Here is a 21,233-nt window from a genome sequence, read left to right as displayed (position 1 = left end):
GGTAGGCCCGAACGTATGGACGAACCATGTCTTCTAATCTCGATTTTGTGCTGATTCGTCCAACTGCCCATTGGCGAAGGTTTCGCGCATGTAGTCGACCCAGGCGCGCACCCGGGATCCCCGAGCGCGCGGACGGCCAGGTCGCCCGGGGCTCGACGCGAGCGTCCGGGTGACCCGCGGGCGTTGACGAGGCTCGGCGGGCGCTACTCGATCAGCGGAGGCTGGCACATCCCGCCGGCGTCCTCCGCCGGCGGGTTGGTCCGAAAGCCCAGCTCGGCTCGCCAGGTCGGGAGCTCGAGGCCGGGCAGGCGCCCGTCTTCGGTGATCGAGCCGGCGTGGTAGGCGTGCTGGTTCCAGATCCGCCGCGTCGGCGCGAAGCCGCCGGGCTGGTTCTCGAACACCATCAGCGTGGGCGTGAGCTCGATGTCGGGGTGCAGGTCGCCGGCGTAGGGGATCGAGCTGACGACGACGAGCTCGGCGGCGCCGTCGTTGTCGATGTCGGCGATCACGGGGTTGGCCGAGCTCGCCCGGGCGCTGCGCGGGCTCTCGAAGCGCACGCTGCCGTCGAGGGCGAAGATCCGCAGGCGCGAGCGGTCGGCGTAGATCATCTCGGCGTGGCCGTCGTCGAGGAGGTCGAAGGCGGTCCCGCTCGAGCGCGCGTCGCCCTCGTCGACGAGGATCGACAGCTCCTTGGAGCAGGTGTCGCCCTCGACGGCGAGGAGCTCGAAGCGGTCGTGGTAGCCGTAGAGGATCTCGGCCATGCCGTCGCCGTCGAGGTCGGCGATGGCCGCGTGGTTGCGGTCGCCGCTCGAGCAGTGGGCCTTCTCGCTGCCGTCGTGCTCGAGCACGCGGTGGTCGTCGAGCTGCAGGTAGAGCTCGGGGAAGGGATCGGCGTCGAAGTTGGCCACGGCCGCGTGGCCCCCGTTGGGGTTCGCGGGGCTGGCGTGGAAGCGCAGCTCGCCGTCGAAGGCGTAGGCGCTGCCGCCAAACAGGACCTCCTGGGCGCCGTCGAGGTCGAGGTCGATGGCCACCGGCGAGGAGTCGGCCTCGGGGGTGGAGGTCGGCAGCCACAGCGTGGTCCCGTGGGTGTCGGCGACGAAGTCGGGGGCGAGCAGCTCGGGCTCGCCGTCGCGGTCGAGGTCGGCGATGGCCACGGCCCCGCCGCCCTTCGAGGGGTGCCACTCGTCGCCGAGGCCGACCATCTGCCCGGTATGGTCGAGGATCACCAGCCGGCGCAGGCGCGGCGCGCCGGGCGTGGCGGCCTGGCTCTCGAGGGTCACCAGCTCGGGATCGCCGTCGCCGTCGATGTCGGCGACGGCCGGGGTCACCGTCGGGTCGACGGGGTAGGGGCTGCGCAGGCGCGTGGTCAGGGTCTCGCCGTCGACGACGTAGACGTGCCCGGGAGACAGCAGCTGCGTGGGCTCTTTGGGCAGCTCGGCGGCGACCACGATGAGGTCGGGGCGATCGCACAGGTCGATGACGCCGTCGTGGTTGTCGTCGTCGAAGTTGAGCACCAAGGGCGTGGTCAGCACGCTGTGCTCGCCCTCGGGGCCGACCCAGGTGCGCGCGAGCTCGGGATGGAAGTCGAGCTCGCACGATTGCCCCGAGCGCCACTGGGTCTCGCAGGGGGGCGGCCCGTCGATGGAGCCCGGCCCGACCTGGCAGTAGAGCGGGGGCTCGTGGGGCTCGGGTCCGGGCCCGGGCTCGTGGGGCGCACCGCTGTCGTGGCCGAGCTCGCCCCCGAGCTCGTCGCCGCCCGTGTCCCCATCGTCGGCGGCTGCGGCCTGTGCGGTGAGTGTCACGTCGAGCGCGCAGGCGCTCGGCCCCGCGCTGGCCAGTGCGAACAGCGCGAGCATGGGACGAACTGTCCCTCGGTTGCGTGACCTGCCCACGACCGCCGGAGCTTACCGGGCAAAATACCCCAGCGCGACCGCGCAAGCCCTTGCTGGCTGCCTCGAGCCCTCCAATTAGCGGGGGGAGCGCAGTCGTGACGCGTCAGCCGCCGGGGGCGCACTGCTCAAAGCCGACGACGCCGGGGTTGGCGCGATAGGCGTTGTGGTCCATCCAGTTGCCCGGCTCGAAGTCGGCCTCGTAGCTCGACACGCGGCCGTCCTCGCGGATCGTCTCTCCGCGGTAGGCGTGCTGGTTCCAGATGCGCCGGGTCGGAGCGAAGGCGCCTTGGCCGTTGCTGACCATGGTCAGCGCGGCGGTGCCCGGGAGCTCGGGCTCGCCGACCGAGGACACCGGCTGGCTCGAGGCGAAGAGCATGTCCGCGCCGCCGTCCCCGTCGATGTCGGCGACCACCGGGCTGGCGATGTTCTCCCGCGCGGTCCGGGGCAAGCTGGCGACGACGTTGCCCATCTGATCGTAGAGGCGCATCTGGCTGTCGTCGGCGTAGAGCACCTCGGCCCCGCCGTCGGTCAGCAGGTCGAAGACCGTCGCGGCCCCCTTGGCGCCGGGGGTGTCGATGTTCTTCTCCCAGGCGATCGTGCAGCTGTCCGCGTTGGGGCGCAGGGCGTAGACCTTTTGGCCGATCGCAAACAGGATCTCGGCCTTGCCGTCGCCGTTGAGGTCGCCGATCGAGGTCGGGTTGCCAGCCTCGCCCATGACGAGGTGGGCCGGGCACACGGCGATCAGCGAGCCGTCGTGGTCGAAGACCGCGTGCGCGCCGTCGTGCTGGGCGTAAAACTCGGGGTTGGGGTCGTCGTCGAAGTTCGCGACCGCCGCGCTGCCGCGGTTGGTCGGCGCGCCCTGGACGTCGAAGTAGAGCGAGCCGTCGTGGTGGTAGGCCGTGCCGCCGAACAGCACCTCGAGGTCCCCGTCGAGGTCGAAGTCCGCGGCCACGGGCATGGAGTACTGCGTGGGCGGATCGTCGAGGGCCCACAGCAGCTGGCCGCTCGCGTCGGTGACGTACTCGGGCGCGAGGATCTCGGGCGAGCCGTCGTGGTCGAGGTCGGCCACGGCGATGGCCCCTCCGCCCCGCGACTGGGCTACGTACTCCCCGGACCACTTCAGGTTGCCCTCGGCGTCGAAGGCCACGAGGTGCCGGTCGGCGAACTGGTAGGGGCTGTTGGTGCCGTACTGCTCGAGGGCCAGGATCTCGGGGCTGCCGTCGTTGTCGAGGTCGGCGATGGCCGGGTTCACGGCCCCGTCGATGCCGTGCGCGAACACCCGCGAGGTCTCCCCGGTGGCGCCGTCGATGACGGTCAGGTGGGCCTTGGGCCACACGGCCTGTTTTTCCGCGGGCAGATCGACGGCGGCGACCAGGACGTCCGGCGTGTCGCACAGGTCGATGAAGCCGTCGCCGTTGTCGTCGTCGAGGTTGGCGACCAGCGGGGTGGTCACGACGCTGTCTTCGAAGCCGTTGCCCGACCAAGTCCACTGCACCTCGGGCTCGAGGCTGACGGCGGCGTAGGGCATGTCGCAGGGCAGGGGGGCGTCGAGCTCTCCCGGCACGACCTGGCACAGGGGGCTGGGCTCGGCCCGGCCGGTCTCGCCCTCGTCCTCGCCGTCGGTGCTCGACCCGCTCTCGTCGGTGTCGCTCGAGTCGGTGCCGGCCTCGTCGGCCGACGCCTCGTCGCCTTCGTCCTCGGTGCCGACCTCGTCCGCGGCCGCCGCCGTCAAGGTCACGTCGAGGGCGCAGGCCATGGACGTGAGCCCGAGGCTGGCGACGACGAGTCCGAGGATGGGGCGAGCGGGCGAAGACATGGAGAAGCGCTTGACACTGAGTCTACGCGATTCTATTTGGACAAGCACCCAGGCGTAGGCACAAATACACGAGTAATTTCATGCGAACTTGGAGACGTAGACCACGTTCTGATCTGGAAACCGCCTCATACCGAGAATTGCCGCGACATCCGCTCTTCGCGGCTTCGATTGTCACAGCCAGATTTCGATGCCGAGGCTCGTGCCCGCCCAGAAGGGACCCCACTGGGTCAGGGTCTCGATGGTCGAGGTGCCGTCGTCTTGGAGGATCTCGAGCTGGATGTTCAAGTAGGGCGCGACGATGCCGGCGTAGCCGTTGAGGTGGACCGAGAGCCGGGGCGTGACGGCGAAGCCGAGGCCGAGGTGGCCGTAGGTTGCGAAGGCCCCCGAGGTCTGGTCGACGGTCTGGCCCGCGTCGTCGAACACGCTGCGGCTGAGGGTCAGCAGGCCGCCGACGCCGACGCCGACGTCCGGGTGGAAGTAGGGCGCGCGGGCGGGCGGAGGGATGCGCCACTGCGGCTCGAGAAAGACCATGCCCCAGCTGACCTGCGCCGTGCCGAGGTTGTTCTCGGCGCGGGCGGGCACGGTCCACAGCCACGCGGCCATGCGCAGGGCGAAGGGGTCGTGGTCGTCTTTCAGGTTGGGCAGGCGGGGCAGCCAGCGGACGCCGAGCTCGACGTGGGCGCTCACCGAGAGGCCCTGGGCGTAGCCGAGCACCGGCGCGATGCCGATGCCGACGCGGTAGTCCGGGAGCTCGGGGGGGTCGGGGTCCGGGTCGGGGTCTGGGTCGGGCTCCCCGTCGGGATCGGTGTCGATGGGGTCGGGCTCTGGCGGGTCCGGACTGGGGGCCGGCGCGTCGGTCTCGATGCGAGCGGCGCGGAGCAGCTCGACCGCCGCGATCGCCAGGGTCCGCGGGTTGCCGTCGTCGCTCTCGGCCGCGTCGAGGCGCCGGTAGAGCACGCGCTCGTTGCCGAGGTTGGCGATCCACAGCTCGACCTCGCCCTCGCCGAGGACGATCTCGATGGCCGCGCCGGCGGCTTGGGAGTTCGGCTCTCGCTCGAGCAAGACCTCGAGCAGCTCTTCGCCGAGGGCCGGGTCGTCGGCGGGGCGCTCGAGGGGCGCGCTGACAAAGCCCAGCAAGCCCAGCTCGGCCTGCAGCCGGGCGCGGACGGCCGGGCGCTCGGGGGTGACGCGGATCAGCACGAGATCGTGGCTGATCCCGTCGTCTTCGGTGGACTCGGCCGCCGCCTCTTCGGGCCCGAGGCTGGCGTGGGCGAGGGTCGGACAGCCCACGACGAAGAGGGCGAGGGCGAGGCCGCCCAACGCGAAACGACCCGGGCCGCCGCGCAGCCAGGGTCGTGTCGTCTGAGATCTGGAGCTCACCGAGCTCACGGGGTCAGCGGTCGAGGAGCTCGCGGGCCTTGGCCGCGTGGGCGCCCTTGGGGTCGCGCTCGAGGTAGTCGGCCGCGACATCGCGGGCGCGCTCTTGCTTGCCCGCCGCCTGGTAGCTGGCCATGAGCCGGCCGAGGGCGTCGGAGCGGTGGGTGCCCTTGGGCTGCTCGTCGAGGTAGGCCTCGAACCAGGTCGCGGCCTTGGGCCAGTGGCCACCCTCGGCCGCCATCTTGCCGAGCAAGAAGGCCGCCTCGCCGGCGCTGCGCGTACCCGGGAAGCGCTCGCGCAGGCGCTCGAGGACCTGGCGGGCGTCGCCGCGGGCCTTGTTGAAGCGGGCCAGGTCAGCCAGGTCGAGCATGGTGCCCGCCGACACGCGGTTGGCCTCGCCGTGCAGACCGCCGGGGCTCTCGGCGATGCTCGCCCAGGCGCCCGTGAAGTTGGCCTCGTCGTAGAGCTCCTTCCACGACGCGGCCTTGGCCTCCGCGGCCTCGGCCTTTTTGGTCTTGGCTTTGCCCTTGGCCTTGCCCTCGACCAGCGCAGCCTCGGGCTCGGCGATGGCGGCCTCGGGCGTGCCCCCGCCGGGCATGGCGATGGCGGCCTCGGGCATGGCCGGGACGGCGCCAGCGAGGGCGGCCCCGGGCTGTCCGGGCGCCATCGAAGGCAGGGCGCTGGGGCCCGATAGATCGGCGGCCAGGCGCGGCGTCCGGCTGAAGTGATCGCCGGCCTCGAGCTGCGCCACGGTGCCCTGGGGGCCCTCGACGCGCACGGAGCCCTCGGTCACCTCGACGGCGAACTCGGCCGTGGTCGGCTCCCAGGCCACGGAGAACTGGGTGCCGGTGACGTGCACGGACCACGGGCCCGCGTCGACCTCCCAGCTGGTGTCGTGTTCGTGGTGGACCGAGAGCGAGACCTCGCCCTCGGCGAGCATGAGCTGGGCGCCGTTGCTGCGCAGGGCGTCGACGCGGAGCTCGCTGTGGGGGCTGAGCTCGACGCGGGTGTCGTCGGAGAAGGCCAGCTCGCGGCTGCGCTCGCCGGCGACGATCATTTGGTTGGCCGACATCGCGTCGCCGTCGACGGCGTAGGCGATGGGCTGGGCCTCCCGAGCGTCGCCGGGGACCATGACGATGGCCAGGGCGCAGGCGGCCGCGGCCACGGGCGCGGCCAGCCACAGCCAGCGCGAGCGCGGCTGGGTCACGCTCTTGGGCAGCGCGGGCGCAGCGTCGAGCTCGGCGGTGTCCATGGCCTGCAACAGCCGGGCGCGCGAGCGGGCGTGGGCCCGCGGGTCGTCGAGTTGCAGGTCCGACGTTTGAGCCTCTCGGACCGCCAGGAACAGCTTGCCGGTAGTTCGGGTCATGTCGCCCATATCAGTTCTCGTCCTCCACCCAGTCCCGAAGGATCGGGTCCTTCTTGGCCAGGCGTTCGAAGGTCTTTCGGGCACGCGCCAGGCGACGTTTGATGGTCGACACGGAGCAGCCACAGGCCTCGGCGATCTCGGTCAGCTCCAGCTTCTCGAGCTCGCGCAGAGCCAGGGGGATGCGCAGATCGGGGTCCATCTGATCCAACACCGCGTAGGTCCGGCGAAGGGTCTCGTGGACGTGGGGGCTCGCCTCCTTGGAGGTCAGCTCGGGGAGCTGCTCGGGGTCGGAGGAGCGGAGCCACCACTTGCGCTTGCGCTTGCGCAGGTAGCCACGGGCGGTGAACACGGCGATGCGGCTGACCCAGGCTTTGAGCTGATCGTCGTCGCCCTGGAAGTTGGGCCCGCTGCGGTAGGCACCCAGGAACACGTCCTGGATCATGTCCTCCATCTCGCCGTCGTGGCCGATGGTCCGCACGAGCACCCGCTCGACGTGGTTGCCGTAGCGATCGAAGAGCTCCGCCACCGCGCCTGGATCACCGGCACGCAGGCGCTCGGACAGAGTCGAGGCCCTCCGTGGGGTCGCTGCGACGAACGAGTCGCTCGGGCTGGCGACGCTCATGACCGGGACTGGGCGGGAGCTCATGTCTGCTCCAGACGTGACAGTCTCCCATACGCCCGAAGCAGTGTCATCGTCCGCAGATCGCAGCCAGGGGCTCACCTGCGGCCCTTGCGTGGCGGCCAACGCACGCGCGAATAAACCCGACGCATCACCGATGAATGAACCCGCCAGGCGCCGAGCCCACCCCGCGCGGCTGCGCTCGTTGTCGAGGCGCTCGTCGTGACCGGGGAGGGAGAAGGGCATCGGGGTTCGCTTCGCTCGTTTCGGGAGACGTTCAGTTCCGCACTGCGGAGCCAGCTATCGGGCTTTCGGCCACTGCTGTCATCCGTCAGTGTCGCGTCTTCCCCGGTGGGGCTCACCTTTCTTTGGGCACCCAATAAAAACTCATTGCTCACGCTGCTTTGATGTCGAATAGATATTTTTGTGATGTACATTTCGAAATATTTTTGAACTGACGCTTGATCGAAAGGACACTCGAGATGTGGATGGACGTTGAACCCTTCGATAGTTCGGTGCCTGTTTTTCGCGGCCGGCGCACGCATACGGGCCCCCACGTGGCCGCTGCGGCCCGTCCGCGGGTCGCCGAGGCGCCGCTGGCTCCCTTCGCCGCCTTCGTTCAGGTTCGTCCAAAGGTGCTGATCGTCGACGATTGCCGCGTCGCGGCGCGGAACCTCGAGCAGCTCTTCGAGGGGCGTGGCTACGAGGTGCGGGTCGCAAACGACGGTCTGCGCGGGCTCTTGATGAGCCGCGAGGAGTCCTTCGACCTCTTCGTCATCGACGTGGATCTGCCCGTCATCAACGGCATGGCGCTGCTCGAGAGCCTGCGCCGGGAGCCCGAGCACGAGGACGTGCCGATCTTGATGATGGCCGCGCGGGGCAGCGACGATCGCCAGGGCGCGCTCGCGCGTGGGGCCAACGGGTGCCTGAGCAAGCCGCTGCGGGCGGCGACGCTCAACTCGCTGGTCGACGAGTGCTGCTAATCGTCCCTTTTTGCCCCACGCATTGACGACATCCATGACGAGCCATCGGGATCTCCCCGGTGGCTCTTCGCAATTGAGTCCCTCGAGCGGCTCACTCGAGCTGGATGCGGATCTTCCCGAAGGCGCGGACGAGCTTCCCGTTGGTGCTCGGCTCGCCGGGCTCGTCGAGGCCGAATTGCAGGTAGCGTGGGGCCGTGCCCGTGTCGCCGAGGGTCGCGTCCACGCCGATCCACCGGCCGAGCCAGATCTCTGCCCACGCGTGATAGACGGCGATGCCGGTGTCTCCGCCGCCGGGGGCGAGGATGATCCCGCTGACCGTGCGCGCCGGGATGCCGAGGGCGCGCATGAGCGCCACGACGAGCACGGCGTGTTCGGTGCAGTCGCCCTCGCCGTTGTCGAGGACCTCGGTGGCGGTGGCCGAGCCGCGCACTCCGCCGCGCTTGTCGAGGCGGTCGTGGACCCCGACGACGACCCGCCGCGCGACCTCGAGGGCGTCGGTCTCGCCGTCGGCGAGGCTCCGGGCCCAGGCCGCGATCGCGGGGGCGTCGGACTGGGACATGGGCGTGGGCGCCAAGAAGCGCTCGATCTCCGCGGGCACGGTCAGGGGCAGGTCCGGGGCCGCGAAGTCCGGGCCCGGGCGGGTCGCGAGCAGGCGCAGCGCGTAGCGCGATCCCTCGCGCTCGACCTCGTGGTAGTGGCCGCTCTCCCAAAGGGGCGGCGCGTCGGCCTCGTTGGGCGCGTCGACGGTCGCCACGATGCTGCGCGCGTCGAGCTCCCACGACGCCGAAGGAGCCGAGCCGGTCACGGGGATCTTCGAGCTCAAGCGCGCCCCGCCGCGGCCGAGGGCGGGGAGCTCGTCGACGAGGTAGGCCGTGTAGGTCCCGGCGGTCTCGTAGCTCAGGGGCAGGAAGTCGTGGTCGACGGTGGTCTCGGTCACCGTCCCGTCCTCCTCGACGGCGCGCAGGCGGTAGGCGGGGATGCGCTCGCCGGCCTCGGTGCGGAACTCGGCCTCGCCCAGGAAGGTCAGCTCGGACATCTCGAAGCGCCCCTGGCGAAGGTCGAAGCTCGCAAAGCGCCGGGTCGCCGCCTCGCCGGTGCGCTGCCACTCGGCGAGGAGCTCGAACTCGACCGCGAGGGTGTCGCGGTAGTCCGGCGGGATCGCAAAGCGCTCGAGCTCCGGGCTGTCGTAGCCCGGCCCGAGGTAGCTGCGCACGAAGTCGTCGCCGTCGCGGGCGAGCTGCCAGGTGATCTCGACGTCGGCCTCGCGCTCGACGGCGGTCATGCGGGTCAGCCGGTGCTCGGCGTCGAGCTTGGAGATCGACTCGCGCTCGATGGTGAAGGCCGCGTCGGCGCCTCCGCCCGAGCGGGTGATCTGGAAGCGGACCCGCTCGGAGCGGATCCAGCGGCCGTCAGGGGTCTTGTCGAGGGTCAGCGCGAGGCTGCCCAGGAGCTGTCCTGCGACCTCGACGGCGAGCAGCCGCTCGCTGCGGCTGTCGATGACGATCGGGGCCATCGCGGCGGGCTGCCGCTGCCAACCCGAGGGCCCCGGGGCGCGCACGCAGCCCAGCAGGGCGAGGGCCAGGGCAGCGCCGACGAGGGTCCGCATCGCCCGACCATGGCAGCCCCGCGCGTTTGGGTCCAGCGGGGCTCTTACCCGGCCCTTACGTAGATCGAGCGCGGTCCTTACCGGCGCGGAGGCCTGGCTGGACCCATGATCGGAGCATGCTTCGAGATCGTTTCATGGACCGAGGGGCGCGCGCCTCCTTCCTGGCGCTGTCCCTGCTCGCGTGCGGCTGTGCGGGCGCCTTCTCGGGCGCGAGCGGAGAGCTCGAGGGCGAGGCGCGGGGGACCTCGGTGTCGCGCGTGGACGCGTCCGACTCCGACGCCCTCGTGGCGGCGGCGCTCGGGGCCGATCCCGAGAGCGAGGCCTTCGCGGCCAGCGTCGACGCCCTGCGTCAGCGCGGTCCCGACCAGCTCGACGCGCTGATCGAGCGCTACGCCGAGCTCGCGCCCACGGGCGAGGACGACGCGCGCTGGCGCGGGCTCATCGACGCCGTCGCCCAGCAGCGCGACGCGGTCTACGGCGGCCTGTTTTGGGAGCGCGATCTCGATCGCGCCCGCCAGCGCGCCCGGTCCGAGGGCAAGGCGATCTTGTCTCTGCGTCTGCTCGGCGAGCTCGACACGGAGTTCTCGTGCGCGAACAGCCGCCTGTTCCGGACCCTGCTCTACGCCGACCCCGAGCTCGCGGCCTGGCTCGAGACCCACTTCGTGCTCCACTGGTCGAGCGAGCGGCCCGTGCCGCGCATGGCCATCGACTTTGGCGACGGGCGGGTGGTGCACCGGACGATCACGGGCAACAGCGCCCACTTCGTCCTCGACGCCGACGGCCGGACCCTCGACGTGCTGCCCGGACTGTGGGCGCCGCCGCGCTTTCGGGCGGCCCTCGAGCAGAGCCTGGAGCTGGTCGGGGCCCTCGACGGGCGCAGCCTCGACGCGGACGCGACGGCGGTCCTGGCCGCGCACCACGAGCGGCGCTTCGAGGCGGCGGCGGTCGACCTGAGCGCCAAGCTGACGACCCTCCGCGGCGCGCCCGTGGATGTTCGGGACGCGCGGCTGTGGCTCGCCCAGGCGCCCGGCGACGAAGACGGAGACGGGCGCGTGCCGGCGAAGATCGCCGTGCCCATGGCGGTCGGGAAGTCGCGGATGGAGGCGCCGATCCTCGACGCCGCGCCGCGCCAGCTCGGGCTGCGGGGGCCGGCCGAGCCCGCGAAGGCGCCGAGCTTGCTCGGCGTCGCGCTGGACCTGGGCCCGGGCTTTGAGCCGATGACCGAGGCCGAGCGCGTCGTCCTGGGCGTGGGCCTTTCGCACTACGACGACCTGCACCCGAACACCCTGGCGATCCTCAGCGCCGAGCGGCCCGTCGATGGCCTGGTCGAGGGCGCGCGGGAGCGGGCCGAGCTCGAGTCGCGCATGGCCGCGGGCTTGCTGACCTCGGTCCACGAAGACACGGCCAAGAACGCCCTCGAGCTCTACCCGCGGGTGCACGCCGAGCTCGCCCGGCGGGCCCGGGCCGGCGAGCCCCTCGACTTCGAGAGCGTCGACGCGTGGCTCTACGCCGAGCTGTTCCAGACCCCGGCGGGCGACCCCTGGCTGGGCCTGGTCGACCCGGAGGTCTACACCGGCCTGGTCCGCGGCGGGGTCTCGGTCAAGGGCTGACCGCCTCGACTACCCGGGCTACTGTTTGAAGTCGAAGGGCAGGTCGAAGATCATCGGGATGCCGCCCGAGGGCAGGGTCCAGCTGCGGATCTTCTTGGCCGCGCACTTGGCCACGCCGTACTTGACCTGGTCCTTGGCGATGTCGACGCGCTTGACCACGCCGTCTTGGTCGAGGGAGATGGTGAACACGACCCGGCCGGCGAGGTCGGGCTTGCCGACGAGGGCGTCGGTGTAGCAGCGCTGGAGGTCGCCGACCTTCTTGGTGATCGCGCCGCGCTGGGCCGCGGTCATCTTTTGTTTGACGAGCTTGGGCTCCTCGGGCTTGGGCTCTTCGGGCGTGGGGGCGGGCGCCGGCTGGGCGCCTCCTTCGGCCGGGGCTGGAGCGGGAGCCGGCTGGGTTCCGGGCTGCGTGCCTGGCTGAGCGCCGCCTCCGGCCGGGGCGGGCGCGGGGGCGGGCTGGGTTCCCGGCTGCGTGCCTGGCTGGGCGCCGCCCTGGCCGTTGGTGGGCGCAGGCGCTGGGTTTTCGCCGGGCGGGGTGTAGCCGCCGAAGGGGTTGAGGGGGCTGGACTTGGGCGCCGGCTTGGAGCCGCCACCACCACCACCACCACGGCTGCCTCCGCCGCCGCGTCGACCACCGCCGCCCGTCGACGCGGGCTGAGCGGGGGCGGGCGGGGGCGCGGCCTCGGCCGGGGGAAGGGCCGCGGGCGGGGGCGCGACCGCGGCGGGGACGGCCTGCTGCACGGGCGGCTGATTCACGGCCTGGTTGGGCGCGAGGGCGGGGTCCGCCTGGGCCTGGGTCTGCGCCGCCGAGCCTCGATTGCCAAAGCCGATCCACAGCAGGGCGAGCACGGCCGCCGCGGCGATGCCTCCGAGGATCCAGGTCGTCTTGTCGTCCCGGGCCGGGGGCGCGGCGATCAGCAGGTCGTCGTCGTCGTCGAAGTCGTCGTCGTCGTAGCCATGGTCGCGGGGCCGCCGCGACTTGGGCTTGGGCCGTCGCCGGGGTCGCTTGGGGCGGGGCGCGTCCCAGTCGTCGTCGTCGTCGAAGTCGCTCTCGGCCCCGTCCCAGTCGTCGAGGATGTCGGCGTCGACGGTGCCCTCGGGGTGGACGACGGCCGCGGTTGCGATGGGCGGGCGGGGCTCGGGCGGGGGGGCTTCGGCGGGCGGGCGCTGGCGGGCCCGGGGCGGGGCTGGCTGAGCGAAGTGGGGGGCGGAGGGGGGCGCGGTCGGTGGCGGCGCGTGAGGGATGGCGCCCGCGGCCATGGCCGCGGCGAGGCGCGGGTCGACCCCGGGGGGCAGGCCGCCCGGCATACCGAAGCCGTAGGCCCCCGCCGGGACGACGCTCTGCGGTCCGAGGGCGACCAGGGCCGAGGCCGTGGCGCGCCCCGAGTGGCGCATGGCGATGGCCGCGTTGCGCAGGGCCTCGCGGACGATGGGCGCGTGCTCGAGCTCGCGGCGCAGGCTCTCGAGCTCGCTGGGCATGGGGATGCCCAGGGCCTCGAACTCGACGATCTCCGCCGCGGTCACCTCGGGGTCGACGTCGGCCGTCAGCGGCCCCGCCTCGCGGAAGCGCTCGAAGTCGAAGGCGTCCTCGGCCGCGAGCAACAGGATGTCCCGTGCGCTCATCTCAGTACCCCTGCTTTCCGAGCTCGTAGCCCAGCGTGGTTCGGAAGGTCCGCAGCGCGCCCGCGAACTCGCCTTCGCTCTTGCGCGCGAGCACGGGCGAGGCCGTCTTGAGCATGCGCGCCGTCTCCCGCCCTGACTGCACGTCCCCCGCCGAGCCCTCCTCGACCAGCGCCAGCCAGGTGTGGGCGAGCTCGCGGACGTCGGGGTTGTGGCTGTGGGTGAGCCGGCGCAGGGCCGCGTCGACGGCCCCGGCGAGCTGGTCGGGGTTGGCCTGGTGCATGCGGCGGAGCCCGGTCGGCGGGGCGCCGGGCGTGATCTCGTCGCGGCGCAGGGCGATGAAGGTGGTGATGTAGGCGCGCAGCGAGCCGCGGAGGGCGAAGTCGGGGGCGCGCAGGCGGTGGACGATGCGCGCGTGCAGGGGCCCGACGATGGTGTCGAGGCGGCCGCGCTGATCCGACACCCCGGGGATCTCGAGCTGGCGCACGACCTCGCGGATCTCTTCTGCCAGCGCGTGCAGGGCCGCTCGGTCGCCGCCGCGGATGCTGGCCAGGAGTTGCTCGTCGCGGGGAGTGGGCATGCCGGGACTAGTATAGGGGGCCGAGCGGGCCGAGCCAGAGGGTGAACCCCCGCGCGGTGGCGTCCCCGGACCCTCGATACCCCTAAATTGTTGGCGGCGGGGGACGGCGGGGGACGGCGGGGCAGCGAACCTGGAACAAGTCCGGCCGCCCCGCCATTTGGATCACCACCCGCCGAGGTTGCGCGGGCGGTCCCACTTGGTCAGCGCCACCCGCTGCCGCCCGGGGAGCAGGCGCAGCTGGAAGGTCCGCCGACCCGTCGCCGTGCGCACGCTGAGCTCGGCGTCGACGGGCGCAGCCACCCGGCCCTCGTCGTCAACCTCGGGGCGGGTGACCTCGATGAAGCAGGTGCCCTTGACCTCGCGCAGCGTCAGCACCTCCTTGCGCTCGCTGCCCTCCCGGGTCTCGCGGACGCGCACCGACTCGGGGCGCTGCACCGACAGGCGCTTGCCTCGGCGGTCGATGACCGCGACGTCGAGGTTCTCGGCCGCGGTCCAGCGCAGCTCGACGCGCAGGTCCGGCGAGCCGTGCAGGCCCAGGCTCGAGGGCTGGAGGGTCCCGTCGATGAGCTTCTGCGCCCGCGCCAGGGCCTTGCTCGACTTGACCGACTGGGACTTGCTCCGGTTGCTCGCGCGGGCGACCTCCGTCGCCTGGCTCAGGGCCGCGCGGGCGGCCTCCGTGCGCCCGCTGAGCACGAGGCACTCGACCAGCTCGGCGCTCGCGTCGGCGTTGCTCGGCTCGATGCTGACCAGGGCGCGGCGGTGGGAGCAGGCCCGCTCGAAGTCGCCGGCCATGGTCAGGGCCCGAGCCATGCGCTGGTGCATGCGCTTGTCGAAGGACTTCACCTCGACGGCGCTGGCGTAGGCGCGCAGGGCCATGGGGTCGCCCGCGGCCGCGAGGGCGTCGGCGTGGGCCAAGAGCGCGGGGGCGTGGTCCGGATCGGCCGTGGCCCAGGCGGCCGCGAAGGCCATGGCGTTGGCGTCGCCGCTGCGCACGGCTCGACGGACCAGGTCGCGGTGGGCCTTGCGGTTGGTCGGGTCGGTGTCGCGCAGGCGCTGGAGCTCGGCGATGCGCTGGCGGTCGCTGCTGCTCGGGCCCGAGGCGTCGCGCAGGACCATCTTGGGGCGGGGGCGCTTGGGCGGGGGCGACCAGCCGCCGCGGCCACCACCGCCGTTCCAGGGGTCGTCGAAGGGATCGTCGGACCAGCCGCCGCCGGGCTTCGAGCTCGGCTTCTTCTTGGCCTTGGCTTCCTTCTTGGCCGGCGCCTGGTTGGGCCCGAGGGCGCCGCTGCTGCTCGAGCCGCCGCCGCCCTTGCCCGCGCCGCCCGTGCCGATGTCCCCAAAGTCATTGTCGAAGTCGTCCTCGGCGAGCTCTTCTTCCTGCTGCTCGGCGAACTCGTCCGCCGGGGGCGCGGGGGGCTCGGCCTCGGGCTCGAGGGCGTCGAAGGCCTCGCCGTCGAACTCGTTGCCGTCGAAGGCCCCCGAGAAGTCGCCGCCCTCGAAGTCCCCCTTGGACTTCTCGAGATCCTTGGCGTCCGCGCTCGCGGCGTCGGGGCTGGGCATGGGCTGGGCGCCCGGGATGGCCTCGGAGGCCGCCGTCGCGTCCTGGTTGCGGTTCTCCGCCGGCTTGTTGGCGACGGTCTGGCCCGTGGTGGTCTTGGTCTCGGCCTTGGGCTTCTCGTCGAGCTTGTCCGTCCACCCGTCCTTCTTGCCGGCCTTGCGCGCGACGTTGAACTCCCGGTACATGCGGTCGTTCTCGAGCACCAGCAGGGCCGTCCAGCGCGAGAGCACGTTGAACTCCCGGGACAGGGCGATGATGCGATCCTTGGCGGCCGCGCCCTCGGTCTGGGTCAGGTGGGTGATCTCGGCCTGCGCCCAGGTCCGGGGCAGGTGGGCATGGACGCCGCCGGGGCCGGCCATGTCGCCCTTGGAGTACTCGGCGTCGAGCATGATCTGGAAGGTCTCGTCGACCACGCCCGAGGGCCCGCGGCCGCGCAGCTGCAGGTCGCCGCGCATGCCCGTGAGCCCGCTCTGATCCTCGGCGAGCTTGCCGACCAGGGTCAGGCTGTCGCCGGGGCGCAGGGCGGGGATCGAGCGGGGGTAGACGTCGGTCAGCCCCGGGGGCAGGTCGAGGGCCAGATCCCGGGCCACGGGGACCTGGGCGCGCAGGCGCAGCTCTCGGGCGACGCGCTCGAGGTCGTCGCGGGCGTCGAGGCGGATCAGGTCGCCGCCGCTTTGGCGGGTGAGGTTGTCGAGCACGAGCAGGTCCGAGCGCGCGCCGAGGGCCACGGCCTGGACGCGCAGGTGGGCCAGCGGGCCTTCGCCCTTGGCCATGGCTCCGAGCTCGTCGGGGGTCAGCGCGCCCGAGGTCGGCACGCCGTCGCCGAGGTAGACGACCACGCGCTCGGCGTCGGTGTTTGGATCGGCGCCGAAGCTGTCGGCCGCGCGCTCGAGCATGTGCCCGACGTCGCTGGCCCCGGCGAGCACCTGGTCATCGATGAAGGCCTCGACGCTGGCCCCGATGTTCGCGTCCGTGGCCGCGCGCAGGCCCCCGTCGAGGGCGTCGCAGGCCGTGTCGCAGGCGAGCACGGTGAAGCGATCGTCGGGCTCGAGGGTGCTGAGCATGGCCTCGGTCATGCCCTTGGCGGCGGTCCACAGCTCGGGCGTGGTCCCGTGGCTGCGGTCGAGCACGAAGGCGTAGTGGACCGGGCGCGGGTCGGCCTGCAGCTTCAGCTCCGGGCGCAGGGTGAGCATGAAGTAGCCCTGGCCGTCGCGGTCGCGGTGGGTCGCGGCGCTGACCCGGCGCTGCTCGGCGGCGATGGGCACGTCGACGCCGAGCTCGTGGGTCGGCTGGTAGTCGCGCTCTTCCATGCTCAGGCGCAGGTTCTGGCCGCGACGCTCGCGGCTGAGCTCGGCCATGGGCGTGCTGACCTTGGCCAGCGCGGCCTCGTCGATCATCGCGCTGCGCCCGTCGACCTCGACCTCGAACTCGAACTCGCCGATCTCCGTGGCCGTCGCCCCGGACCCGCCCATGGGGTAGCGGTAGCGCAGCTGCTCGCCGGCCTCGGGCAGCACCTGGGTGTAGGCGATCTTGATGCGCCGCTCGCCCTTGCCGGGGATCGGGAAGATGTTGAGCTTGAACACGCCGCCCTGCTCCCACTGCAGCAGCGCCGGGTCCCGGGGCACGGTCGCGTCGACGATCTGCCGGAAGATCCGCCGCGCGCGGGTCTTCTCGAGCATCTCGCCGGTCATCCAGGTGTTGCCGACGAGCAGCTGCAGGTCGGAGATCGAGGCGTCGGCGGGCAGGGGGAACTGGTAGATGCCCTCGAGGGTCTGGCTCGAGTCGTTGCTGAAGGCCTGCTCGATCTCCGTGCGAGCGATGCGGCCCGAGATGGTGACCTTGACCTTCTGCTCGCTCAGGCGCAGGGACTGGCGCTCGACTCGGCTGCCGGCTCGGCGGGCGACGAGGCTGCCGACGCCCTGGGGGAGGTTCTCGGCGATGCGGGCCGTGTCCTCGAAGGCGTCGGCCCAGGCGCTGTCGCGCAGGGGTCGGAGGCTCAGCTCGGGCGCCGCGACGGCGAGGATGTTGGGGTCCGGCGGGGCCTCCGGACGCGTCGTGGGGGCGGCCGGGGTCGAGATGCTCGCCCCGGCGCTCAGCGGGATCTCGCGGCCGTCGCTGACCAGCACCGAGCGGCCCTGGACCACGCCGAAGTGCCGGGTCTCGCCGGCGTGGTGGACCTCGACCTCGCCGCGCTCGAGGGTCAGGCGGTCGTCGGCGGCGAGGATGGTCAGCGCTGGACCTTCGCCGGCGGACTTGGCCAGGGCGATGAGTCGGCCGCGCTCGAGGGTCAGGGGTTGATCGAGGCGCTCGGGCAGGGTCAGGGCGCTGTCCTCGTCGACGCGCAGGCGGACGCCGGAGGCGAGCTCGAGCTCCACCCGGGTCCCTCGCGGCAGCTCGAGGCGCTGACCGCCGTGGACCGTCGCGCCCTCGCCGAGGAAGGCGCCCTCGGGCAGGTCGGGCGAGGTGACGCCCCGGCTGCCGCGGATCTTGGTGATGGTCCCGACGTCGGCGTGTTCGACCGGGGCATCGGGTGAAGCGCCTTCATCAATTGCGCCTTCGCCCCGCTCCTCCGCCCCCGTCTGGCAGCCAGACAGGGAGGGGAGGGACAGGGCGAAGAGCGTCAGGAGCTGAGCGAACTGCGTTTTCAGGGCTTTTGGTGCCATGGCGGGAGCTCCGGAGGGGGCCGGTGGCGACCGAACGCCAGCAATCCCCGTCGCCTTTCAAGGCTGGTAGCTTCCGTCCGGTGAGCACCAACATCGCCACCGAGATCCACGTCGACGCCCCCGCCGAGGCCGTGGGGGCCCTGCTGTGCGACGGGCCGGGCTGGCGCGACTGGTGCCGCGGGCTCTACTTCCTCGACCCCCTCGTCGTCGGCCGCAGCGCGCGAATGCGCGTCAAGGCTGGGCCCCTCGCGACGCCCATGCGGGTCAAGGTGGCGAGCTGTGGCGACGGCGAGGTGCGCTGGACCGGCGGGATCCCGGGGGTCTTCTTTGGCAACCACTGGCTGCGCTGGGAGCCCGGGCCCGGGGGCGAGGGGACGATCGTGCGCCACGGCGAGGAGTTCGACGGCGCCCTGGCGCGGCTCATGTTCCCGCTCCTGCGCCGCCAGCTCGAGCCGCTCTACCAGCAGATCAACCGCGATCTTCGGTCTGCGCTGAGCTGAGCGGGGAGCTCGAGCCTCCGGTGGCCGGACGGCACCGTCGTACCGCCCGGCCACCGGAGCCGCAGGGGTGGTCAGGCCCCGGGGTCGCCCAGGTCGTCCCAGTCTTCGACGTGGAACGAGCGGTCGATGCACTCCCGACAAAAGGGGATCTCACCGAAGCGAGCGGAGCGTTCGAGGTTCTCGTGGCTTCCACAGCTCGCGCAGGTGTCGACGTCGTCGCGGGTCAGCACTGGGCTCCGTTGACGGGGCACGTTGGTCGTTGTCCTCATCATCATTGCTACTCGATCGCGTGGGTTGCTGGACGCGATCGATGCTGAGCATCGCCGAGCGCGTGTCAACGGCCTCGATAAAAAAAAATCTTGACCCCTCGGATGCAGTGGTCAGTGTACGGCCGTGAACCACAGCCAGCGGGCCCGCAGCTGGCGAATCTCTGACAGCGGGCAAGGAGGTAAACGATGTTGAAGCAACGATCGAGGTTTGAATCCAAGCGGGCATCCGCTACCCGCAACGGTGCGCTGCTGGCTACGCTCGCCGCGGCGGCGCTGCTGGTCGCGCCCACAGCCGACGCGTCTCCCCAGCGGGGTGCGGACGACGGCGTGTTCAGCTTTCTGGGCATCGAGTTTTGCCTCGGTGACCAGGCCGCGGTCGACTGCGATGTGACTGTCCCAGTGCCCGAGGCCGAGGCCGAGCCGCAGGAGCCCCCGCCCCCCGTTCGCAAGGTCCGGGTCCTCGGCTTGACGATGTGCGTGGGCGGGGTCGCCGACGACTGCGACGTCGAGCTGCCCATGAAGGAGAGCTGAGCGATCCGGTGCTGGTATTCGCTGGTCCGATAGCGGATACCAGCACGTCAACCCCGTCAACCCTCGTCGCGGGCCCGGAGCTGGGTCTGGAGGGCGTCGACGCTCGCCTGGACCAGGCGATCGACGAGGTCCGACTCCGCCAGGCTGCGCATGCCCATGAGCTCGCGCTCGAGGATCACGAGCTGCACGTCGAGGGTCAGCGCCCCGCCGAGGCGGACCAGCGCGTGTTCGGCGACCTCGAGCATGACCTTGGCCGCGAGCCCGGCCGAGTCGCCGGCGCTGAGCTGGAGACCGGCGAGCTTGGCCTCGAGGGAGAGCTCGATCTTTGGACCCTCGGCGCTCGACTCCGGCGCGTCGACGTAGCGGTTGCCGAGCACCACCGCCGCCTGGCCGCTCGCGCGCAGCCCCGTGCGGTCTTCGACGACGTGGGTGAAGGGGTCGAGGGGCACGGCCGCGAGCTCGAGGGTCGAGCGCGGGCTCGCGTCGGGGCTCGCGGTGCTCAGGGAGAAGGGCAGCGCGGCGGCCTCGGCGTCGGCTCCAAAGCGCAGCTCCCCGTGGCCGCGGGTGCGGTAGAGCAGATCGAAGATCGGCGCCTCGCTGCGCACGGGCCCGGCGTCGAGCTCGGTGAGCGTGGCGTGGACGGTGCGGTCGGCCTTGTCGTGGTCGACGTAGGCGAAGTGGGCCGCGCCGACGTGGAAGCGCTCGATGGTGAACTCGCGGTCGAGCTCGAAGCCGGCCTCGTCGTCGGCCTGGACCCGGGGGGCGAAGCGTTCGTAGCGACCCTCGACGCCGTCGAGGCTGAGCTCCTCTACGGCGAAGTCGAGGGTCAGCATGCCGAGGGTGTCGACGTCGATCACCAGGGTCTCGGCGGCCAGGGTGAAGGTGCTGGCGGGGCCGCCCTCGTGGCTGCCCCGCGCGCCCGCGAGCTCGAGGCCGTGGAGCTCGACGCGGCCGAGGATGAAGCTGCCCTCGGCGTTGGCGTAGCGCAGCTCGAGATCCTCGCGGTCGTCGAGGCCGCCGAGGGCGAGGCTGACGAGGGCCTCGAAGAACAGCAGGTCCGCGGCGAGCAAGGCGGTGGTGGAGACCACCATGAGCACGACGATCCGGCGCACGACGCTGCGCAGGCGGTTGCGGACGGCCTCCTTGGCCGAGCGGCGGCCGAGCAACACGGCGACCACCGAGGAGATCAGGCCCAGGCTGAGCTCGATCGCCAGCAGCGCCCATAGAACCAAGGGGACCAGCAGCAGCTGGGCGACGATGACGAACAGGACGTCCATCGAGGACCGCAGGCTCCCACGGAGGCGGGGCCTTGCCCAGCGCGGGGTGTGGGGGGAGTGGGTTCGGGCGCGTGCTGTGTGGTGCAAAAGGAGCGGAGTCGCCCGTGTCACTGGCGGCACTTCGCGACGGGGGAAGCCCCCGGAGCGTTGCGTTCTACAACGGTGAATTACTACATTGGGAAGCCGTAGAGCCGTGCTACACCAGGTCTGCCCGCCGCGGAGCCCCCATGTTCAACGCCCCTCGTTCGACCTCCAAGACCCTCGCTTCGGCTGCCCTTGCGACTTGCATGGTCGCAGCCTGGGCCGTCCCCTCGGTCGCCTTCGCGGCGCCGAGCTTGCCCCCGGAGCCCGCGGCTCAGCCGGCCCAACCCGCTCCGGCGGCTCAGCCCGCGGCCGTCACGGTCCAGCCGGCCCCGGCAGCTCAGCCCGCGCCCGCGGCCCAGCCGGCCCCCGCTCAGCCGGCCCAACCCGCCCCCGCGGCTCAGCCCGCGCCCGCCGGTGGTTGGGCGCAGCCCCAGCCCGCGCCGGCGGCCCAGCCCGCCGCGCCGCCGCCTGGTGCCTACCCCCAGCCGCCTCCGCCCGCGGTCGCGCCCCCTCCAGCGCCGCCCAAGAAGAACCCCAACAAGGGCATGGGCATGATGATCGGCGGCTACACCATCTTTGGTGTCGTCTACCTGTTCACCGCGGTCGGGGCGACGATCTCCATCGACTCGGGCGAGCCGCAGGTCGGTCGTCCGCTGCTGATCCCCGTCGCCGGCCCCTTCATCGCCGCCTCGCGACTGTCCTCGGCCACCGCAGGCCTGGGCCTGGCGATGGCCGGCGTCGCCCAGCTCGCCGGCCTCGGCCTCGGCATCGGCGGGACCGTGCGCCTGTCCAAGTCGCGCAAGGCCGCGCAGCTGTCGGCGGCGCCCGGCGGCTTGCAGCTGAAGTTCTAAAGCGCGCGAGCGCCTAGTACCGCGTGTCCGA

General features: G+C 72.1%; 16 protein-coding genes. 5 read left to right on the top strand and 11 right to left on the bottom strand.

Annotated features, from left to right (window positions below):
* Positions 1-203 precede the first annotated feature (203 nt).
* From PPSIR1_RS30775 to PPSIR1_RS48470, 5 genes are all read right to left on the bottom strand, one after another.
* On the bottom strand, positions 204-1,856 hold the full coding sequence (locus PPSIR1_RS30775; RefSeq protein WP_006975137.1) for an FG-GAP repeat domain-containing protein: 1,653 nt from the start codon (positions 1,854-1,856) through the stop codon (positions 204-206).
* A 139-nt stretch (positions 1,857-1,995) separates the two neighbouring features.
* A complete protein-coding gene (locus tag PPSIR1_RS30770; protein WP_006975136.1) occupies positions 1,996-3,708 on the bottom strand; it encodes an FG-GAP repeat domain-containing protein in 1,713 nt (570 codons plus the stop codon).
* Positions 3,709-3,879: 171 nt separating this feature from the next.
* Positions 3,880-5,028, bottom strand: coding sequence for a hypothetical protein (locus PPSIR1_RS48475; RefSeq protein WP_006975135.1), 1,149 nt, complete (start codon positions 5,026-5,028; stop codon positions 3,880-3,882).
* A gap of 73 nt (positions 5,029-5,101) precedes the next feature.
* Positions 5,102-6,451, bottom strand: coding sequence for a FecR domain-containing protein (locus PPSIR1_RS30760; protein ID WP_198154652.1), 1,350 nt, complete (start codon positions 6,449-6,451; stop codon positions 5,102-5,104).
* 10 nt (positions 6,452-6,461) lie between these two features.
* Positions 6,462-6,977: an RNA polymerase sigma factor gene (locus PPSIR1_RS48470; RefSeq protein ID WP_006975133.1), complete on the bottom strand. Its 516-nt coding sequence runs from the start codon at positions 6,975-6,977 to the stop codon at positions 6,462-6,464.
* Positions 6,978-7,627: 650 nt separating this feature from the next.
* On the opposite strand from PPSIR1_RS48470, the gene PPSIR1_RS30750 reads away from it, so the two are divergent.
* Positions 7,628-8,053 carry a response regulator gene (locus tag PPSIR1_RS30750; protein WP_006975132.1) on the top strand — a complete coding sequence of 142 codons (426 nt, stop codon included), beginning with the start codon at positions 7,628-7,630 and terminating at the stop codon, positions 8,051-8,053.
* 91 nt (positions 8,054-8,144) lie between these two features.
* Here PPSIR1_RS30750 and PPSIR1_RS30745 read toward each other — a convergent pair whose 3' ends face one another.
* A complete protein-coding gene (locus tag PPSIR1_RS30745; RefSeq protein WP_006975131.1) occupies positions 8,145-9,659 on the bottom strand; it encodes a transglutaminase-like domain-containing protein in 1,515 nt (504 codons plus the stop codon).
* Between the two features lie 116 nt (positions 9,660-9,775).
* Between PPSIR1_RS30745 and PPSIR1_RS30740 the strand changes: the two genes are divergently transcribed.
* The gene (locus PPSIR1_RS30740) at positions 9,776-11,269 is read left to right on the top strand and encodes a hypothetical protein (protein WP_157596141.1); all 1,494 of its coding nucleotides are present in this window, start codon (positions 9,776-9,778) and stop codon (positions 11,267-11,269) included.
* Positions 11,270-11,287: 18 nt separating this feature from the next.
* On the opposite strand, the gene PPSIR1_RS30735 is transcribed toward PPSIR1_RS30740, so the two are convergent.
* From PPSIR1_RS30735 to PPSIR1_RS30725, 3 genes are all read right to left on the bottom strand, one after another.
* Positions 11,288-12,892: an AgmX/PglI C-terminal domain-containing protein gene (locus PPSIR1_RS30735; protein ID WP_006975129.1), complete on the bottom strand. Its 1,605-nt coding sequence runs from the start codon at positions 12,890-12,892 to the stop codon at positions 11,288-11,290.
* 1 nt (position 12,893) lies between these two features.
* A complete protein-coding gene (locus PPSIR1_RS30730) occupies positions 12,894-13,469 on the bottom strand; it encodes a hypothetical protein (RefSeq protein WP_006975128.1) in 576 nt (191 codons plus the stop codon).
* 162 nt (positions 13,470-13,631) lie between these two features.
* Positions 13,632-17,690, bottom strand: coding sequence for a VIT domain-containing protein (locus PPSIR1_RS30725; protein WP_006975127.1), 4,059 nt, complete (start codon positions 17,688-17,690; stop codon positions 13,632-13,634).
* Between the two features lie 80 nt (positions 17,691-17,770).
* On the opposite strand from PPSIR1_RS30725, the gene PPSIR1_RS30720 reads away from it, so the two are divergent.
* Positions 17,771-18,190, top strand: a complete 420-nt coding sequence (locus PPSIR1_RS30720) for an SRPBCC domain-containing protein (protein WP_006975126.1) — start codon at positions 17,771-17,773, stop codon at positions 18,188-18,190.
* Between the two features lie 71 nt (positions 18,191-18,261).
* On the opposite strand, the gene PPSIR1_RS48465 is transcribed toward PPSIR1_RS30720, so the two are convergent.
* A complete protein-coding gene (locus tag PPSIR1_RS48465) occupies positions 18,262-18,441 on the bottom strand; it encodes a hypothetical protein (protein ID WP_157596140.1) in 180 nt (59 codons plus the stop codon).
* 345 nt (positions 18,442-18,786) lie between these two features.
* On the opposite strand from PPSIR1_RS48465, the gene PPSIR1_RS30715 reads away from it, so the two are divergent.
* A complete protein-coding gene (locus PPSIR1_RS30715) occupies positions 18,787-18,990 on the top strand; it encodes a hypothetical protein (RefSeq protein WP_006975124.1) in 204 nt (67 codons plus the stop codon).
* A gap of 56 nt (positions 18,991-19,046) precedes the next feature.
* Here the strand turns inward: PPSIR1_RS30715 and PPSIR1_RS30710 are convergent, their stop codons facing one another.
* Entirely contained in the window at positions 19,047-20,267 is a 1,221-nt protein-coding gene (locus tag PPSIR1_RS30710) for an AsmA family protein (RefSeq protein ID WP_006975123.1), read from the bottom strand.
* A gap of 287 nt (positions 20,268-20,554) precedes the next feature.
* Here PPSIR1_RS30710 and PPSIR1_RS49660 point away from each other — a divergent pair, with 287 nt between their 5' ends.
* Complete coding sequence (locus PPSIR1_RS49660) at positions 20,555-21,202, top strand: hypothetical protein (RefSeq protein ID WP_053335459.1); 648 nt, start codon at positions 20,555-20,557, stop codon at positions 21,200-21,202.
* Positions 21,203-21,233 lie beyond the last annotated feature (31 nt).

The sequence above is a fragment of the Plesiocystis pacifica SIR-1 genome, assembly GCF_000170895.1.
Classification (GTDB): Bacteria; Myxococcota_A; Polyangia; order Nannocystales; family Nannocystaceae; genus Plesiocystis; species Plesiocystis pacifica.
This window is presented reverse-complemented; position numbering and strand designations above follow the sequence as displayed.

Bases quoted from the DNA above. Each gene is read 5' to 3' on its own strand.
- PPSIR1_RS30775 (WP_006975137.1), bottom strand. From the start codon at position 1,856: ATGCTCGCGCTGTTCGCACTGGCCAGCGCGGGGCCGAGCGCCTGCGCG.
- PPSIR1_RS30770 (WP_006975136.1), bottom strand. From the start codon at position 3,708: ATGTCTTCGCCCGCTCGCCCCATCCTCGGACTCGTCGTCGCCAGCCTC.
- PPSIR1_RS30760 (WP_198154652.1), bottom strand. From the start codon at position 6,451: ATGACCCGAACTACCGGCAAGCTGTTCCTGGCGGTCCGAGAGGCTCAA.
- PPSIR1_RS30745 (WP_006975131.1), bottom strand. From the start codon at position 9,659: ATGCGGACCCTCGTCGGCGCTGCCCTGGCCCTCGCCCTGCTGGGCTGC.
- PPSIR1_RS30740 (WP_157596141.1), top strand. From the start codon at position 9,776: ATGCTTCGAGATCGTTTCATGGACCGAGGGGCGCGCGCCTCCTTCCTG.
- PPSIR1_RS30735 (WP_006975129.1), bottom strand. From the start codon at position 12,892: ATGAGCGCACGGGACATCCTGTTGCTCGCGGCCGAGGACGCCTTCGAC.
- PPSIR1_RS30730 (WP_006975128.1), bottom strand. From the start codon at position 13,469: ATGCCCACTCCCCGCGACGAGCAACTCCTGGCCAGCATCCGCGGCGGC.
- PPSIR1_RS30725 (WP_006975127.1), bottom strand. From the start codon at position 17,690: ATGGCACCAAAAGCCCTGAAAACGCAGTTCGCTCAGCTCCTGACGCTC.
- PPSIR1_RS30710 (WP_006975123.1), bottom strand. From the start codon at position 20,267: ATGGACGTCCTGTTCGTCATCGTCGCCCAGCTGCTGCTGGTCCCCTTG.
- PPSIR1_RS49660 (WP_053335459.1), top strand. From the start codon at position 20,555: ATGGTCGCAGCCTGGGCCGTCCCCTCGGTCGCCTTCGCGGCGCCGAGC.